This window comes from Pseudoalteromonas sp. L23 (assembly GCF_021728455.1).
Lineage (GTDB): Bacteria > Pseudomonadota > Gammaproteobacteria > Enterobacterales > Alteromonadaceae > Pseudoalteromonas.
Genome location: NZ_JAKKCW010000001.1, coordinates 663042 through 678897 on the forward strand (window position 1 = coordinate 663042; position 15856 = coordinate 678897).

At 43.8% G+C, this 15856-nt stretch carries 14 protein-coding genes; 9 read left to right on the forward strand and 5 right to left on the reverse strand.

Annotated features, from left to right (window positions below; genetic code table 11):
* Positions 1-45: 45 nt before the first annotated feature.
* Positions 46-1494, reverse strand: coding sequence for a sodium:proton antiporter NhaD (gene nhaD / locus L3V43_RS03010; protein ID WP_029215836.1), 1449 nt, complete (start codon positions 1492-1494; stop codon positions 46-48).
* A 146-nt stretch (positions 1495-1640) separates the two neighbouring features.
* Here nhaD and L3V43_RS03015 point away from each other — a divergent pair, with 146 nt between their 5' ends.
* A complete protein-coding gene (locus L3V43_RS03015) occupies positions 1641-2330 on the forward strand; it encodes a 2OG-Fe(II) oxygenase family protein (protein ID WP_102057422.1) in 690 nt (229 codons plus the stop codon).
* Positions 2331-2367: 37 nt separating this feature from the next.
* On the opposite strand, the gene L3V43_RS03020 is transcribed toward L3V43_RS03015, so the two are convergent.
* Positions 2368-3303 carry a DUF368 domain-containing protein gene (locus tag L3V43_RS03020; RefSeq protein WP_102057423.1) on the reverse strand — a complete coding sequence of 312 codons (936 nt, stop codon included), beginning with the start codon at positions 3301-3303 and terminating at the stop codon, positions 2368-2370.
* 120 nt (positions 3304-3423) lie between these two features.
* Here L3V43_RS03020 and L3V43_RS03025 point away from each other — a divergent pair, with 120 nt between their 5' ends.
* Positions 3424-4269: a DUF3530 family protein gene (locus tag L3V43_RS03025; protein WP_102057424.1), complete on the forward strand. Its 846-nt coding sequence runs from the start codon at positions 3424-3426 to the stop codon at positions 4267-4269.
* Positions 4270-4278: 9 nt separating this feature from the next.
* Here L3V43_RS03025 and djlA read toward each other — a convergent pair whose 3' ends face one another.
* Genes djlA through L3V43_RS03040 form a run of 3 tightly spaced genes read right to left on the reverse strand, consistent with a single transcriptional unit; the run spans position 4279 to position 6810 of the window.
* The gene (djlA, locus tag L3V43_RS03030; protein ID WP_010606012.1) at positions 4279-5124 is read right to left on the reverse strand and encodes a co-chaperone DjlA; all 846 of its coding nucleotides are present in this window, start codon (positions 5122-5124) and stop codon (positions 4279-4281) included.
* Positions 5114-5806 (reverse strand): N-acetylmuramate alpha-1-phosphate uridylyltransferase MurU, encoded by a 693-nt coding sequence (gene murU, locus L3V43_RS03035; RefSeq protein ID WP_102057425.1) that lies wholly within the window; start codon positions 5804-5806, stop codon positions 5114-5116. The genes djlA and murU overlap by 11 nt, the downstream gene beginning before the upstream one ends.
* Positions 5807-5814: 8 nt before the next feature.
* Entirely contained in the window at positions 5815-6810 is a 996-nt protein-coding gene (locus L3V43_RS03040) for a phosphotransferase (RefSeq protein ID WP_237115759.1), read from the reverse strand.
* Positions 6811-6922: 112 nt separating this feature from the next.
* On the opposite strand from L3V43_RS03040, the gene lptD reads away from it, so the two are divergent.
* From lptD to L3V43_RS03075, 7 genes are all read left to right on the forward strand, one after another.
* Positions 6923-9169, forward strand: coding sequence for an LPS assembly protein LptD (gene lptD, locus L3V43_RS03045; RefSeq protein ID WP_102057427.1), 2247 nt, complete (start codon positions 6923-6925; stop codon positions 9167-9169).
* A gap of 15 nt (positions 9170-9184) precedes the next feature.
* The gene (gene surA / locus L3V43_RS03050) at positions 9185-10477 is read left to right on the forward strand and encodes a peptidylprolyl isomerase SurA (RefSeq protein ID WP_010606008.1); all 1293 of its coding nucleotides are present in this window, start codon (positions 9185-9187) and stop codon (positions 10475-10477) included.
* A gap of 5 nt (positions 10478-10482) precedes the next feature.
* Positions 10483-11475 carry a 4-hydroxythreonine-4-phosphate dehydrogenase PdxA gene (pdxA, locus tag L3V43_RS03055; protein ID WP_174169782.1) on the forward strand — a complete coding sequence of 331 codons (993 nt, stop codon included), beginning with the start codon at positions 10483-10485 and terminating at the stop codon, positions 11473-11475.
* Complete coding sequence (gene rsmA, locus L3V43_RS03060) at positions 11472-12278, forward strand: 16S rRNA (adenine(1518)-N(6)/adenine(1519)-N(6))-dimethyltransferase RsmA (protein ID WP_010606006.1); 807 nt, start codon at positions 11472-11474, stop codon at positions 12276-12278. The genes pdxA and rsmA overlap by 4 nt, the downstream gene beginning before the upstream one ends.
* Positions 12262-12651, forward strand: coding sequence for a Co2+/Mg2+ efflux protein ApaG (gene apaG, locus L3V43_RS03065; RefSeq protein ID WP_010606005.1), 390 nt, complete (start codon positions 12262-12264; stop codon positions 12649-12651). Before rsmA ends, apaG begins: the two co-directional genes overlap by 17 nt.
* A gap of 99 nt (positions 12652-12750) precedes the next feature.
* A complete protein-coding gene (locus tag L3V43_RS03070) occupies positions 12751-13548 on the forward strand; it encodes a symmetrical bis(5'-nucleosyl)-tetraphosphatase (RefSeq protein ID WP_237115758.1) in 798 nt (265 codons plus the stop codon).
* Positions 13549-13782: 234 nt separating this feature from the next.
* Complete coding sequence (locus L3V43_RS03075; protein WP_237115757.1) at positions 13783-15798, forward strand: methyl-accepting chemotaxis protein; 2016 nt, start codon at positions 13783-13785, stop codon at positions 15796-15798.
* The last annotated feature ends 58 nt before the right edge of the window (positions 15799-15856 follow it).

Genomic DNA, 15856 nt, shown 5'->3' on the forward strand with positions numbered 1-15856 from the left:
GAAGCACATATTGATTATTCACTCTCACTACACCTTGTGTAAGCGCTAGCCAAACACGCTAAAAGCAGATTCGTTAAGCCACAGGTGACATAAAATGCTCGCGATATAACCAAGCAAGATCACAGGTGCCCACTTTAAGTGCCCCATAAAAGTATAATAGCCTCTAGCTTGCCCCATAAGCGCAACACCTGCCGCAGAGCCAATAGAAAGTAAACTTCCCCCTACCCCAGCCGTAAGCGTGATCAACAACCAATGGCCATGTGACATTTCAGGTTGCATCGACAGCACGGCAAACATCACTGGAATGTTATCGATGACCGCAGAAATAATGCCTAAGAATACGTTGGCATAGGTTGCAGACCATTCACCGTATAATATCTCTGACATTAAACTTAAATAACCGAGAAACCCAAGACCACCAACACACATAACGATGCCGTAGAAGAATAATAAGGTATCCCACTCAGCGCGTGAAACTTTGCTAAACACATCGAATGGCACAACACTTCCTAACTTCTCGAGACGCTCTTGATCCCCTTCTCTCTCGGCCATCGCTCGCTTTCTTGCTAATGACCCAGGCAATGTCATTCTTAGGAAGTAACCAAAAAACTGTAGGTAGCCCAAGCCCATCATCATGCCAAGAACCGGTGGTAAATGCAGCAAGCTGTGTGAAAGCACAGCGGTTGCGACAGTCAGTAGGAACAAAGTTAAAATTCTCAAAGCGCCGCGTTTAAGCTCTACTCTTTCGTAAACTGCACTGGGCTTTCTATCCGCCACAAAATAACTCATTACGAGTGCTGGTACGATGTAATTGACCAGTGAAGGAACAAATAGCGCTAAAAATTCGCTGAAATGTACCATACCAGCTTGCCATACCATCAAAGTGGTAATGTCACCAAAGGGGCTGAATGCACCGCCTGCATTGGCTGCTATCACAATATTGATACAGCTTAAATTGATAAACTCTTTGTCACCTTCAGCCACCTTCATCACCACAGCACACATCAGTAAGGCTGTGGTTAGGTTATCTGCAATTGGAGAGATAAAAAAGGATAAAAACCCAGTGATCCAAAAGAGATTCTTATAGCTAAAACCCTTTTGGATCATCCACGCTCGTAGCGCATCAAAAAGGCGGCGTTCCTCTAGTGCGTTGATATAAGTCATCGCAACCAGCAAGAACAACATCAGCTCCGCAAATTCTAACAAATTGTGCCGAAATGCATGCTCGGTAACATCGGGTTGCCCCTGATTGACGTAATACGCCCCAATCATGAGCCAAATGACGCCTGCCGCCACGAGCACTGGCTTTGATTTTCGCATATGGAGTTTTTCTTCGAGCATTACAAGTGCGTATGCTAAAACGAAGACAACAATACAAACCAAGCCGAGTGTCGAGCTGGTAAGATCTAAAGTGCCTTGAGCCGCCAAGGCTGGTGATGGGATCACGGATATGACCCATGCGCAACAGAATAGCAGTAGTCCATTGATTTTCATTTTTTTGCCTATCGATGAGTGCAGAGGGATGGCATTTCAGCCAAACTCACTTTAGCATAGATAAAAAATAATCAGCATTGGACTGAAGTCTAAGGCATCCTGTTTACAATATTACAAACAGGCCCATACATCAGCAGTAGGTATTTATGCTTCAACTTTCGCAGCAACAACAAATTGAATTACAGCAAAAATTGAGCAACGAAGGCTTTGCACGGATTGAAAATATTCTAGACGATACAAACGCTCAACAACTACATGAGTGCCTCTGTAACCTAGACTACCAACTCGCACTTTTTCATAACGGGACAGCAAAATCAGTCAAAGACAGTGATATTCTTGCCTTAACACCGCAAGAGCAGCAAGCCTTGCTCGAAGATATACATAGCTATGCATCACGTGGCGTTGGTTTTATGTATGGCCGCCACTCCATAGAATCGACGAGCCCTGAGGCGCTGAAAAAGCTCTACAATAACCTCAATAGTAGCGCTGTACAGTCCTGCTTTTCCGCGATATCTGGACAGAACATTATCCGTACCTCTGCCCAAGCAACACGATTTATTGGTGGTCAGTATTTAACGCGACATAATGATATTGTTGAAGCTGAGGGCCGGGTTTATGCCTATGTACTTAGCCTAAGCAAAAGTTGGCACCCTGACTGGGGCGGGCTACTGCAGTTTTTTGAACGTGATGGCACACCCACTAAAAGTTATGCACCTAAGTTCAATTCACTGGTGGTTTTTGATGTAAGTAAAATTCATTCTGTGACTTACGTCGCGCCATTTACAAAAGCGCCGCGACTTTCTGTGACTGGGTGGTTTAGAACAATAGACACGTAAGCTCAACACGTATCTATTGTTCTAGATGTCTATGTTATTAATATTTTTCGCTTATCTTTTCAATGGTTAAGATCAGCGCAAGGCCTGCAATGGCAAGCGCAATACATGCCAACGTATTCGGGTCTTGACCATACAGCGTACTGTATTGTGCTGGCAAAATATTGGCCTGACTCAATGGCTTTTCTATACCACTGGAATTCACGTAAGTCGTAAGCACTTGTTTCCAAGGCCACAATAAATTAAGCGAGCCAAGTAAAAAGCCAGCTAGTAGCGAAAACGTTACTTGTTGATAGTGCGCCAATAGCCAGCTGAGTAGGCGCGAAAACGACATTAACCCCACAATACAACCTAGTAAGAATAGACTCACTAAGCCAAATTCAAGCTGGTTCACCGCACTGAGTACATGGCCATACATACCCAATAACAGTAGAATAAAGCTCCCTGAGATCCCAGGTAAGATCATCGCGCAAATGGCAATAGCACCTGAGATAAAAAACATCCAATGAGATGCTTGCGCTTCAGCTGGTGAAAGAGAAGTAATAGCAAAGGCCACGACAGCACCAACTACGCAGGCGATAATATTTTGGCCGTTCCAATGAGAGACCTGTTTTGCAACATAAATAAAAGAAGCGACGATAAGACCAAAGAAAAATGACCATACCAGTGTTTGGTGTGCTTCCAATAAATAAGTGATCACCTTCGCCAAAGACGCTGCACTGATGAGCAAACCAGAAAATACCGCCAGTAAAAAGCTACCATCAATGTACTGCCACGTTGCTTTTAGGCCGTCACGGCGCAATGTGCTCAAAGCCTGTAAGTTCACACTTTTGATGGCATTTAAAAAGCGTGCATAGATGCCGGTAATAAAAGCAATGGTGCCGCCAGAAACGCCTGGGACAACATCCGCAGCTCCCATTCCGGCCCCTTTTAAAAACATAAAGAGATAGTCTCGTTTGCTATCTTTATACTGCACAAATTTCTCCTTTCATTTCCACTGCCGAGCAGTTTAACTTAAAACGCTAAAAAATAGCGACAGCTAAAGCTTTCACTTAACTGGTCGATAACCAATTATGATATTTTACGCGCTTGTACCATGATCATCAGAACGCTTTTATTACTTGTTACCACTTTACCCGCGACGACTTTTGCAGCAGAACATATTGACGCAGCACCACTTGGTTCTCTTTATCAGCAAGACGCTAATCGCTTCTACGAGCCATCGCAACTGATGAAACTGGAAAGCGAAAACGAAAGCTTTTATGTATTTCATCAAGAATATATGGCAGCTGCTCGTGAAGGCATCGTGATCTTATTACCAGACATGCAAACTCCGCCCCTCAATAACAGCGGCATAAGCTTTCTTGCAAAGCGCTTAAGCGATGATGGCTACGACACCTATACCCTTACTCCGCCGGACCTTTCTTATGCACCAAGTCTGCTAGAGCAAGACATCGCGCTCCCCGATGCTGAAAAACCGGCTCAGCAAACGCTTGCACCCATTTCAGAATCTAATCTCGACGAATATAAAATGGCCCTGATCAGCCGCTTTGAGGTGCTTTACAACACCCTGTCCATGACTCAAACAGAAAAGTTGGTGGTTGTCGCATTTGGTAATAGCGCAGGTTTATTCGGTGAGCACTTAGCTACTCTGCCCAAACTACGTATCGATGCCTTTGCCGTTGTTAGCCCACAACTGCCTAATGCAACGCGGCAAAAGCACTTAGCATCCAACCTTTCTCTGATAAGCCCTGCTTTACTGGATGTTTACTACAGTTTTGACAATCCTATTGTGGTCGACAATACGCCGGACAGAGCGCGCTGGGCGAGAAAAAACAGTAAATTTGATTATCGCCAACGGGAGCTTTTTGGAGAAAAAACCGATCCACTCCAACATCAAAGGCTCAGAAAGGAGTTACTCGGCTTTTTACGCGTCTTATAGTGTTTCAAGTTAGCTCTTTTTTAAATATTCATAGGCAGACTGAATATCTTGGCTTTTACGCTTTGCAACTTCCATCATATGCTTAGGTAATCCCTGAGACACCAATTTGTCAGGGTGATGCTGCGACATCAGTTTGCGGTAAGCTTTTTTGATATCACGCTCATTTGCCTCTTCACTCAATCCCAGTACAGCCAAAGCTTTAGCACGGCTTAAGCCATTATCTTGTGATGCTGGTTGACGGCCGCCATGTTGCTGGTATTGATGTTGCGATCTCCCCGACGCCTGTGAGCGGCGAAACTCAAATTCTGCTTGGTAGCGTTTTAGCAGGAATAAAAAGTGTGTTTCTGCAAAGCCTAAATACTTGCTCACCTGTTTAAGTAAGGCCTTCTCCGCATCAGACACATGACCATCACAAAATGCCATTTGAATTTGAATCTCTAAAAACAGCTGCCTCAAGTCATAGCGTCTGGCAAAAGCTTCTTTAAAATCGGTAACCGCTTCTTTTATCGAAAAGTCACTGCTTTTTCCCGCAGTAAACGCATGTTGTGCTTCTTTTCGCTCTTCACCCTGCAAGCCCATTTCGCTCATAAATGCAGACGCAGCTTGAATGTGGATTTCGCTGACTCGACCATTAGACTTCGCAATATGTCCCATCACAGAAAAACAGCTGGAAAAGAACAAGGCTTGGCGCTCATGCAGATCTTCACCTTTCATGAAACCTTGAAAGCCACCGACTTTATCAAAATCCTGACGCAAACTTTTATCAAATAAATGGCCGAGATAAAACCCTAAAATAGCGCCTAACCAACGACCAAATAAAAAGCCGAAAATTGTGCCTAATAATTTACCCCACATCGCTATACCCTAACTTTTCGTTGATCATTTTTAGTCGCTCTGGCGTGCCGATGTCGTCCCATGCGCCCAAATACAGTTCAGTAGAAACTTTATGCTGCTCAAGCCCACTGCGCAGCAACGGCCCTAGTTTTATAAAGCCAGCCCCAAGCTCGGTAAAAAAACTTTGGTGATATTTGCCAATACCAGACAAGGTATACTTTTGCTGATTGAGCGGCTGATGGGCAAGGCAAAAATCGCCTTCAGGATTATGTTCAGGGTTTTCTACCAACACAATGTGCGCCTCGCAATGGCCCTCTGCTGTGCTTCCGAGCTGTAACTGCACTAAGCTGCTGACATCATAGTCCGTAAAAATATCGCCATTGAGTACAATAAAGCTGTCATCCTGTTCACATAACATCGGCAGTGCTTGAATGATTCCACCTGCGGTTTCTAATCCCCCCTCAGGTTCATCACTGTACTCAATATTGACACCGAAGTGACTACCATTGCCGAAATAGTCTTTTATCACCTGACCTTGCCATGCAAGATTTATCACGATATCGCAGATCCCAGCCGCTTTTAAACGCTCGATATGATGCTCAAGTAGTGGCTTTCCTGCGACGTTAAGCATAGGTTTTGGTTGGTTAGCGGTCAGTGGCATCATGCGTTTACCACGACCAGCAGATAAAATTATCGCTTTCATTGTTACTTCTATTTAGTGCCTAATTTGGCCTGCGCTTGAGGCATTATGTCATTCTCCAGCCAGCTTGCAAGCCACTGAAATTCTTTATACTTATTCGCTACTTCAACGAGGTAGCGTAAGGTTGGCAAAATATTTTCTAAGTACCCGCCTTTGCCGTCTCGCTGCAATAGGCGAGTAAAAATCCCGGCAGCTTTAAGGTGCCTTTGCATCCCCGTTAAGTCAAAGTAATGTTGGTAGGTGCTAAAATCCATATCGCCTAATAAATTTGCCGCTTTTAAGCAGTCAAAGCTATGTTGCTGAAGCTCGGTAAACTCATGTGCATCAAGGCGAGTATAACAATCCCGCAACAGCGAAACCGCATCATAAGTGACAGGTCCTTGTACCGCATCCTGATAATCAATGAGATACCACCGAGACTGATGACATATCAGGTTGCGACTATGAAAATCTCGATGCATCGTAACCTGCGGCTGACGAGTCATCGCATCAACGAGTTTCAACTTCACATTATGCCATTGCACTTGTTGATATTCGGTGGGTGTTAAACCAAGCCATTTTGTTACAAGCCACTCGTAAAAGATATTAAGTTCCATATCAACGAACTCAGCATCATAGGGCTTCATCCATTCACTCTTTGGTGTTTTGGCTATTCCTGGAATAAGCGCTATCAACGCACGATAATCCTCTAGCCGAGAAGGCAATGCCAACCTATCGGCCAAATGCTCAGAACCTAAATCTTGTAACAGTAACAGCCCTTGTTCTTCATTATTTGCAAGGATTTGTGGCACATTGAGCCCTTGCTCTGCAAACACCGTATTTAAACCAATAAAAGGGGCATTATCGAGTTTATCGACCGGTGTCTCCATTAAGATCCACGACATCGTTTGTTGTTTGACGCGATAATAACGCCGGAAACTGGCATCCGAGGTGATAGCCTCACACGTAAAATCGTCGCTATGTATTGCTTGCTGTATAAACTCGACGCGCTGGTTTTGACTATTCATGGATTAACTATTACACCTTCTACTTGTAAATATTTAAATGCTACTGTATTTCCGACAGTTTTCATTTATCATGATGAGCTTATTATTAAATGCTCAGCTAATAGGTTATTAAATGCGCAAAATTTGGGGCTTGGCTGTATTATCCGCGATTCATTCTACAGCTTTTGCTAATACGAACATTGTCGCCGCACAATGTAAAGACTATATGCAGCCAGAAAACTGGAAGCCGTTAGCCTCGCTGCCCAAACATGCCATTGATATCGTTGCCGATGACTTAGAACTACAAGGTACTGATAGTGCTGAGTTTTCGGGTAATGTGGTGATTAACACTGAAACCATGAGCTTAGAAGCTAGACGTGCGCTAATCGATAAAAAAGAAGGCCTGCTCAGCGCTTCTGGACCGCTACTCTATCGTGACCAATTTACCAAAGTTCACAGCAATGGGCTATTCGCGGATTTAAATGCTAACACCGTGAGCTTGCTTGGTGCTGAATATGAATTAACAGACCAGCTGGGGCGCGGTGGTGCAGAGAAGTTGCATGCCTCTGGCAGCAAAATTTCACTCGACAACTCTAGCTTCACCACGTGTCCTGCTGATGACCCATTTTGGAGTATCGAGGCAAGCAGTATTGTACTTTCTCGAGAAGACGGTTGGGGTGAAACCTATAATACGGTGTTCAAAATTATGGACACGCCAATTATCTATTTACCCTACTTTACGTTTCCAATCGATGATAGACGAAAATCTGGCCTGCTGACACCGACAATTTCCAGCTCAAATAAGTTTGGCTTGGAGCTGATCACCCCTTATTATCTCAATCTAGCTCCTAACTACGACGCGACCCTAACACCAAGGTACATGGCTAATAAAGGATTTCAGCTTATTACCGAGTTCAGATATTTAACTGAACAACATCAAGGTAAAATTGGCGTCGAATACCTCAGTAAGGATGATTCCGAGCCACAGCTAGACGATCGCTATTTAGTACATTGGCAACAAAAAAGCTATTTAAGTGATAAGTGGCGTGCATTTGTTGATGTCACAAATGTGAGCGACGATAACTATCTCACTGACTTAACATCCGAATACGCCAATGAAACTGACACTCAGTTATATCGCACCGGCAGTCTAAGTTACCTTGGTGAAGACTGGTTAGTCGACTTAAAGTTGCAAGATTTTGAAGTGTTGGGCGATCACAGAGAATCCTACACTGCACTACCACAAATTAGCTTCCGTACACGGGACAGCTATGAACTTGTTGGCCTTGATTGGGACTTTGAGGGTGAGTTTGCCTATTTTCAAAATGATGCTTTGCCAATCTCAGAGGCGTCGCGATTACACCTAGAACCTCGCGTGTCTTTTTCACGCAGCGACTACGCTTGGTCATTTACCTCCGAGGCACGCCTACTTCACACGCGTTATGAACAAAATATAGATATGCCTGATACAGAGTATGAGGAGTCTGTCACGCGTACATTACCTAGTTTACGGGTACATGGACAACTGAACTTTGAACGCAGTACCGAGTTCTTTTTTGAACAAGGTACGCAAACGCTTGAGCCACAAATTCAGTACCTTTACACTCCTCACAGAGAGCAAAGCCAAATTGGCTGGTACGATACTGCTAAGTTACAAGATGACTTTATTGGTCTGTTTAGAGCACGCCGTTACTCAGGTTATGACCGTATTGCAGAAGCCAATCAATTCACGGTGGGTGCAACTACGCGTGTATTCGATAGCAGTAATGTCGAGCGCTTTAACTTCAGTGCAGGTCAGATCATTTATCTTGAGTCATCTGTAAAGCCTTCTGAACAGCTATTTACTGATGATACCAACTATAATGCACTATTTGCCGCTGAATCCATGTTACATTGGCATAAGCGCTGGTACCTCTCAGGTGGGGTGCAATATGATGTGGATAGCAAAGAGTTAGTGCAGTCTCACTTTACTTTGGACTACAAAGGAGACGATAAGCAGTTAGTGCAATTGAACCATCGTTATGTTAATGATGTCTCAGACTATGAAATTGACCAAGTCGGTCTCTTTACAAGTTTACCAATTGACGATAACTGGCAATTTGTAGCAAGCTATCACCGAGATATGACGGCAAATAGAAGTGTTGAATCCTTTGTTGGTGTTCAATACCAGTCTTGTTGTTGGGCTATTCAGGTGACTGCGAATCGTCAAATTGAAACAAACTTAAACCAAACACTTACAAATGATGAAGCAGTGTTTGATTCTGGCTTCAGCCTTAAATTTGTCCTTACAGGGCTTGGAAGCCAAAGCAGTGGTGATGCGAGTAAACTCCTTCGACAGGGTATTTTTGGTTACCGTAGACCGTATTTTTTGAATAAATAGAATTTAGAAAGCCGTATGAATTTAAAAAAGTTGTTATTAGTGGCCTCCTTAAGTGCAGGCCTGTTTACTCAAGCACATGCTGAGCGTGTAAAGCTAGATACAGTTGTTGCCACAGTAAATGATGGTGTAATTTTACAAAGCGAAGTCGATCAAATAATAAATCGTGTAAAAGAACAGGCTGAGCAGCAAGGTACCGAACTTCCTAGCGATAGAACATTACGCTTACAAGCCATCGATAAACTCATTGAGCAATCTTTAATGTTGCAACTGGGTGACCGTATGGGTATGCAAATTTCAGATGCTCAATTGGATCAGACCATTGCGAATATTGCCCAAGACCAAGGTGGTACTATCGCTGATTTACGTCGCTCAGTTGAAGCTAGCGGCGAAAGCTTCCCGGCATACCGAGAAGAGATCCGTAAAGAAATAACCACAAGCCAAGTGCGCCGTGCTAGTGTTGACCGCCGTATTTATATTAGCCCTCAAGAGGTTACTAACCTGCAAAAAATATTGAGTGAGCAAACGGGTAACTCGGAAGAGTATGATATCGGCCATATCTTGATTAAGATCCCAAATAAAGCGACTCCAGAAGAAATTGAAGACGCTCGTGAGCGCGCTGATAACGTGATTAAGTTTTTGAACGAAGGTAAAGAGTTCAAGCGCATCGCAATTGCTTCTTCTAGCGGCTCAAAAGCGCTCGATGGTGGTCAATTAGGCTGGATGGGAATTAACGAAATGCCAACCTTGTTCGCTGAGGCCATAAAAGGTGCGAAAAAAGACGACATAGTTGGTCCACTGCGCTCAGGTGCAGGTTTCCACATTCTAAAAGTACAAGATATTCGTGGTCGTGAAGTCGTTGAAACTGTTGAGGTGCGTTCACGTCATATCTTAATCAAGCCGTCTATTATCCTAAGTGAAGAAAAAGCACGCTCAATGCTAACTGGCTTTGTAAAAGACTTGCGCGCAGGTACCGCTGACTTTGCAGCGCTGGCTAAAGAATATTCTGAAGATCCAGGCTCTGCACTTAAAGGTGGTGAGTACGATTGGACAGATCCAACTACATACGTACCTGCGTTTAGAGACACTCTGTTGTCGCTAGAAAAAGATCAGATCAGTGAACCATTTAGAAGTACATTTGGCTGGCATATTGTACAACTGCTAGATAAACGCGTAGCCGATAAAACAGAACAAGCCAAGTTAAATCGCGCACACCGTCTGTTGTTTAACCGTAAATTTAAAGAAGAAAGCTTTAAATGGATTAAAGAAATGCGTGACCAAGCGCATATTGAAATTATCGAAGCGGAATAACGGCTATGACACTCAGAATCGCAATTACACCGGGTGAGCCTGCAGGTATTGGCCCAGATCTTGTTATCAAACTGGCTCAGCACGCATGGCCTGCTCAGTTGGTTGCGGTGGCTGATAAAAGTATTCTAGAAAAACGCGCCAAAGAACTCGGTGAGCAAATCAAGTTGCTGCCATTTGACAGCGAAGCTGCGCCTGAAGCGGCACCTGCTGGTGCCATTTACTACCTTCAAGTAGACAAAGGTGCTGAAGTGGTCGCTGGTCAATTAGATGAAGCCAATGGCCATTATGTGCTCGAAACCTTGCGCATTGCTTCTGAAAAGAATATGGATGGGACATTTGCAGCGGTAGTCACGGGCCCAGTTCATAAAGGCATTATTAACCAAGCTGGGATCTCGTTTAGCGGCCATACTGAGTACTTTGCACAACAGTCTGATACCGCTGATGTCGTAATGCTACTCGCAACCGAAGGGCTGCGTGTAGCGCTAGTAACTACGCATATCCCACTGGCGTACGTATCAAAGGCAATTACGCCTGAGCGTCTCAGCAAAGTCATTCATATTTTACATCACGACCTACAAACCAAGTTTGGTATTGAACAACCCAGGGTATTAGTTTGTGGATTAAATCCGCACGCTGGAGAAAGTGGTCATCTTGGTCGTGAAGAAATAGAAACCATTGAGCCAACACTGGAAATGCTGAATAAACAAGGCATGAACTTGGTTGGACCGCTGCCAGCTGACACCCTTTTCCAAGCTAAATATTTAGATAATGCTGATGCTGTGCTCGCAATGTATCACGATCAGGGCTTACCTGTGTTAAAATATAAAGGTTTTGGAAACTCAGTAAACATCACCCTAGGATTACCCTTTGTTCGCACATCGGTTGATCACGGTACAGCGCTTGATTTAGCCGGCTCTGGTGATGTTGAAGTGGGTAGTTTTGAATTAGCGATCCGCGAAGCAATTAAGCTCGCAACCAAAAAAGCACAGAATGCATGACAGATAAAGTACATCTCGGACACAGAGCGCGTAAACGCTTTGGTCAAAACTTCTTAAATGACAACAATATTATCGACAAGATAGTAACTGCTATCGACCCAAAACCTGAAGACAATCTGGTTGAAATCGGTCCTGGTTTAGGTGCTATCACTGAACCTGTTTGTGATTTAAGTGGCCACCTAACCGTTGTAGAACTCGATAAAGATCTTGCCGAGCGCTTGATCCATCACCCATTCTTGGGACCTAAATTAACGGTTCACCAAGGCGACGCGATGAAGTTTGACTTCTCTTCTTTAATCAAAGAAGGGGAAAAACTGAAGATCTTTGGTAATTTACCTTACAACGTATCAACCCCTTTGCTATTTCACTTATTTGAATTTGCCGATCAGGTCGAGCATATGCACTTTATGCTGCAAAAAGAAGTGGTTAACCGTATGGTTGCAGGCCCTGGCAGCAAGGCCTTTGGTCGCTTAAGCGTAATGACGCAGTACTATTGTCACGCTATTCCTGTGATCGAAGTGCCACCACATTGCTTTAAACCAGCACCTAAAGTTGACTCGGCCGTTGTTCGATTGATCCCAAAAGATCCGTCGCAACGTACAGCTAAGAGCACTAAGCTTTTGAATACTGTTTGTTTAGAAGCGTTCAACCAACGTCGTAAGACACTAAGAAATAGCTTATCGAACCTGTTAACCGAAGAGCAGCTGCGAAACTTAGGTATCGACCCTACACTTCGCGCTGAAAACCTGTCGCTTAACCAGTTTATTGAAATTGCAAATTGGATATATGACAACTCAAACTAATATTGGCTCACCTATCAAAGTATCGGTGGAGACCTTTTACGTTGAAGCGCAATCACAGCCTGAAAAGGATAAATATGTGTTTGCCTATACAATTACCATCAAAAACCATAGCTTATGTAATGCCAAGCTACATAGCCGCTATTGGCTCATTACCGACGCTAATGGCAAAGAGACTGAAGTCGAAGGTGAAGGTGTCGTTGGTGAGCAGCCCACTATTCGTCCTGGCGAGAGCTATCAGTACACCAGCGGCGCGGTGCTCGATACTCCCGTTGGTACAATGGAAGGGTTTTATTTAATGCGTAATGAGTTTGGCACTGAGTTTAAAGCGCCAATCAATGTATTTAGACTTTCCTGTCCAAATATTTTGCATTAATACCATTTTTATTTTGCGGAAGCGGGCTTACCCCGCGTTCCTCATACATGCTAGACATCAGAATAAAAACATTGAGTTATAAAAAACCACAGGTAATAAATGGCAAAATACGCAATTGGAGACTTGCAAGGCTGCTTCACTCCACTCATCGGGCTACTCGATCAAGTCAACTTTAACCCAAGCCAAGACCATTTATACTTTGTCGGTGACATCATCGCCAGAGGACCCGATTCACTTGCTTGCCTAGAGTTTCTCTATCAACACGCTGGCTCTATTAGCATTACACTCGGCAATCACGATCTCCACTTTTTAGCATGTCTTGCTTTGGGTGTCGCTCCGAACCCAAAAGATAAATTAGATGCGGTTTTTGCCAGCCCTAAATGCCAAAAATATGCTGACTTATTACGTGCACAGCCCCTCGCTATTTGGCTTGAAACACAGCAAACTTTTATTTCTCATGCAGGTATTCATCCAAGCTGGAATATTACGCAAGCGCTAGAATATGCACGCTTTGCCGAAACCATTTATCAATCAACAAAAGCCCCTGAGTTTTACGCCAATATGTACGGTGCTCACCCAGGACTTGAGCACAACAAGCTCAGTGAACAAGATAAATTTAAAGCCATTGTTAACGTCTTCACTCGAATGCGCTTTCTAAAACAAAATGGCGAACTGGATCTTAAGAACAAATCTGGCCTAAAAGATGCGGCAGGTCTCACTCCGTGGTTTGAGCTCAGCCAAACACCAGCCGACACTACCCTACTTTTCGGCCACTGGGCTGCTTTGGAAGGCGAAACCAACAAGAAAAATATTATAGCCTTAGACACTGGCTGCGTGTGGGGAGGTCCTATGACGATGATAAATATCAACAGTGGTGAAAAGTACCAGCATAGCTAACCTCTATAACAGCCCTAAATCAACGTTAGGGTAAGCACTTACTTTAACTTTTATTAAACTAAGCTACACTCGAAGAAAACGTGAAGCTTATACTTTTTATCCGTTGAGCTGCTATTTTTTGTAATCCGACCTTTTTTACTGAAATTTTTTGTCACATCTGCTATAAAATACTTAACTTATCCGCAATAAATCCGATAAGTATCCGTATTGCTTTGTAAATTTTGTAGGACAGCTATGAATTTGACTGTTAGCCAACGTATTTGGGGTGGTTTTATTACCATCACCTTGTTGCTTCTTCTTATCGGGGGCAATTCTTTATTAAGAATTGCAAACATTGACAACTCAACTCAACAGGTTAATAACCTGTCTTTACCAGCACTCTCTAAAAGCTCTGCTCTGCAAGTAGAGTTCACTTTAATGAGCAAAATGGCTCAGGGAAGTTTTTATGCACGTTCAGAGACTGAACTGGCGACGCTAAAACAGCAATTTGCAGAGCGCCAGAAGATCTTTGACAAAACCTATTCAGAACTGCAGCAGGTAGTTGCCGCTAATAATAAATTGGCCTCAAGCAGTCGTGATGTTGGCAAAAGTTATGATGCGTTCGTAAAAGCCATGAACAGCTTGGTAAACGAGAAAACAACTGAGCTTTCGTTACGGGACAAATTAAAAGAGCAGTTATCTACTATCGATGTTGCCGCAGAAGATGCGACTATGGTGACGGTTGATATCATTGATTTGGATGGCTTAGAAGATGCTGACAAACGTGCTTTTCAAGCTGCAAATAACTTAGAAAATAACTTTTCTTCTGTTGTGACTAGCGCCAATGATATTGTTACTGTTGAAGACATCAATACACTGGAAATCGTAAGTAGGGATCAAAGCTACCTCGTTGAAGAGCTAGGTCGCAATATTGATTTGATGCGTGGCCCCGTTAGCGCGCTTGATAGTAGTTTGTTTGCTGATCTCGAAGGCTATTACACTAATTTGAAAGATGCAGTTACTGGCAGCAACAGCATCACGGAAAATCAAAAACGCTTGATCAATGCGATAGCCGAGACACGTAAAGAACTAACCAATGCAGAAAAAACCACAAAAGCAGCCCTATCTCAGCTAGATGATTTACTCTCTGAAGCGAGCCAAGTCGCCTTTAACTTACAACAAGGCGTACGTGCCGATGTAGGCACAGCAAACCTATGGACTTGGATTGGTATGATAGTAGCAACGTTAATGGCCGTTGGTGTTGCCTACATTACCGTTAGTCGTATCACAAAACCGCTGTCGGAAGTAAATCGAGTCTTAAACATTGTCGCCAGTGGCGATATGACACAGCGCTTAGATGACACAGCAAAAGATGAGTTTGGTGAATTATCTAGAAGCTGTAACACCCTAATCTCTAGCTTACGTGAACTTATCACTGGCATTATTTCTCGTTCGACGCAGCTTGCTGCAGCGTCCGAAGAAACATCGACTATCACTACGGAATCCAGCCAAGCAATTAAGAATCAGCAGGCACAGGTAGAGCAAGCAGCTACCGCTACAACTGAGATGAGTAGCACGTCTCACGGTGTAAGCAACAGCGCGCATCAAGCACTACAGGAAATTAAAAATGCTGATAAAGAAGCGGAGCGTGTCAAAGGCATCTCACATGAGAACAAACACACTATTGAGCAACTCGCAAGAGAAGTGGATGAAGCCTCTCGCGTGATTAACAAACTACATCAAGACAGCGCTTCGATAGGTAGTATTTTGGATGTTATCCGTGGCATTGCCGAGCAAACTAACCTCCTTGCACTAAACGCTGCAATCGAAGCTGCGCGTGCGGGTGAACAAGGTCGTGGCTTCGCTGTAGTGGCAGACGAAGTACGCTCGCTTGCAAGTAAAACTCAAGAGTCGACTCAAGAAATTCAAGCAATGATTGAATCCTTACAAGCCGGTGCCGAAGAAGCGGTAGGCGCGATGTCGAAAGGCAAACAGCAGGCGGAGTCGTGCGTAACTCAGAGCGACCTTGCTAATGAAGCACTAAACTCTATCACTGCAGCCGTTTCTCAGGCTCATGATGTGAGTGAAGAGATTGCAAACGCGGCGAATGAGCAACAACAAGTAGCACAGGAAATTAGTGAACGTTTAGAATCGATTGTAACAATCGCAGAGCAAACAGCTGAAGGCGCAAGCCAGACCTCAATCTCTAGTTCTGAGGTTGCCAAACTCGCCGAAGAGTTACGCTTATCGGTAGAACAGTTTAAGGTTTAGCTATCTAACCTGAGCTTTGAGCAGGAAACAGTCTCAAAACTTTAAGGGGTTTAGCAAA

What these genes read in the sequence shown, in the direction of transcription:
- nhaD (WP_029215836.1), bottom strand. Translation starts at nt 1,494, where the DNA reads ATGAAAATCAATGGACTACTGCTATTCTGTTGCGCATGGGTCATATCC.
- L3V43_RS03015 (WP_102057422.1), top strand. Translation starts at nt 1,641, where the DNA reads ATGCTTCAACTTTCGCAGCAACAACAAATTGAATTACAGCAAAAATTG.
- L3V43_RS03025 (WP_102057424.1), top strand. Translation starts at nt 3,424, where the DNA reads ATGATCATCAGAACGCTTTTATTACTTGTTACCACTTTACCCGCGACG.
- djlA (WP_010606012.1), bottom strand. Translation starts at nt 5,124, where the DNA reads ATGTGGGGTAAATTATTAGGCACAATTTTCGGCTTTTTATTTGGTCGT.
- murU (WP_102057425.1), bottom strand. Translation starts at nt 5,806, where the DNA reads ATGAAAGCGATAATTTTATCTGCTGGTCGTGGTAAACGCATGATGCCA.
- L3V43_RS03040 (WP_237115759.1), bottom strand. Translation starts at nt 6,810, where the DNA reads ATGAATAGTCAAAACCAGCGCGTCGAGTTTATACAGCAAGCAATACAT.
- lptD (WP_102057427.1), top strand. Translation starts at nt 6,923, where the DNA reads ATGCGCAAAATTTGGGGCTTGGCTGTATTATCCGCGATTCATTCTACA.
- surA (WP_010606008.1), top strand. Translation starts at nt 9,185, where the DNA reads ATGAATTTAAAAAAGTTGTTATTAGTGGCCTCCTTAAGTGCAGGCCTG.
- pdxA (WP_174169782.1), top strand. Translation starts at nt 10,483, where the DNA reads ATGACACTCAGAATCGCAATTACACCGGGTGAGCCTGCAGGTATTGGC.
- rsmA (WP_010606006.1), top strand. Translation starts at nt 11,472, where the DNA reads ATGACAGATAAAGTACATCTCGGACACAGAGCGCGTAAACGCTTTGGT.
- apaG (WP_010606005.1), top strand. Translation starts at nt 12,262, where the DNA reads ATGACAACTCAAACTAATATTGGCTCACCTATCAAAGTATCGGTGGAG.
- L3V43_RS03070 (WP_237115758.1), top strand. Translation starts at nt 12,751, where the DNA reads ATGGCAAAATACGCAATTGGAGACTTGCAAGGCTGCTTCACTCCACTC.
- L3V43_RS03075 (WP_237115757.1), top strand. Translation starts at nt 13,783, where the DNA reads ATGAATTTGACTGTTAGCCAACGTATTTGGGGTGGTTTTATTACCATC.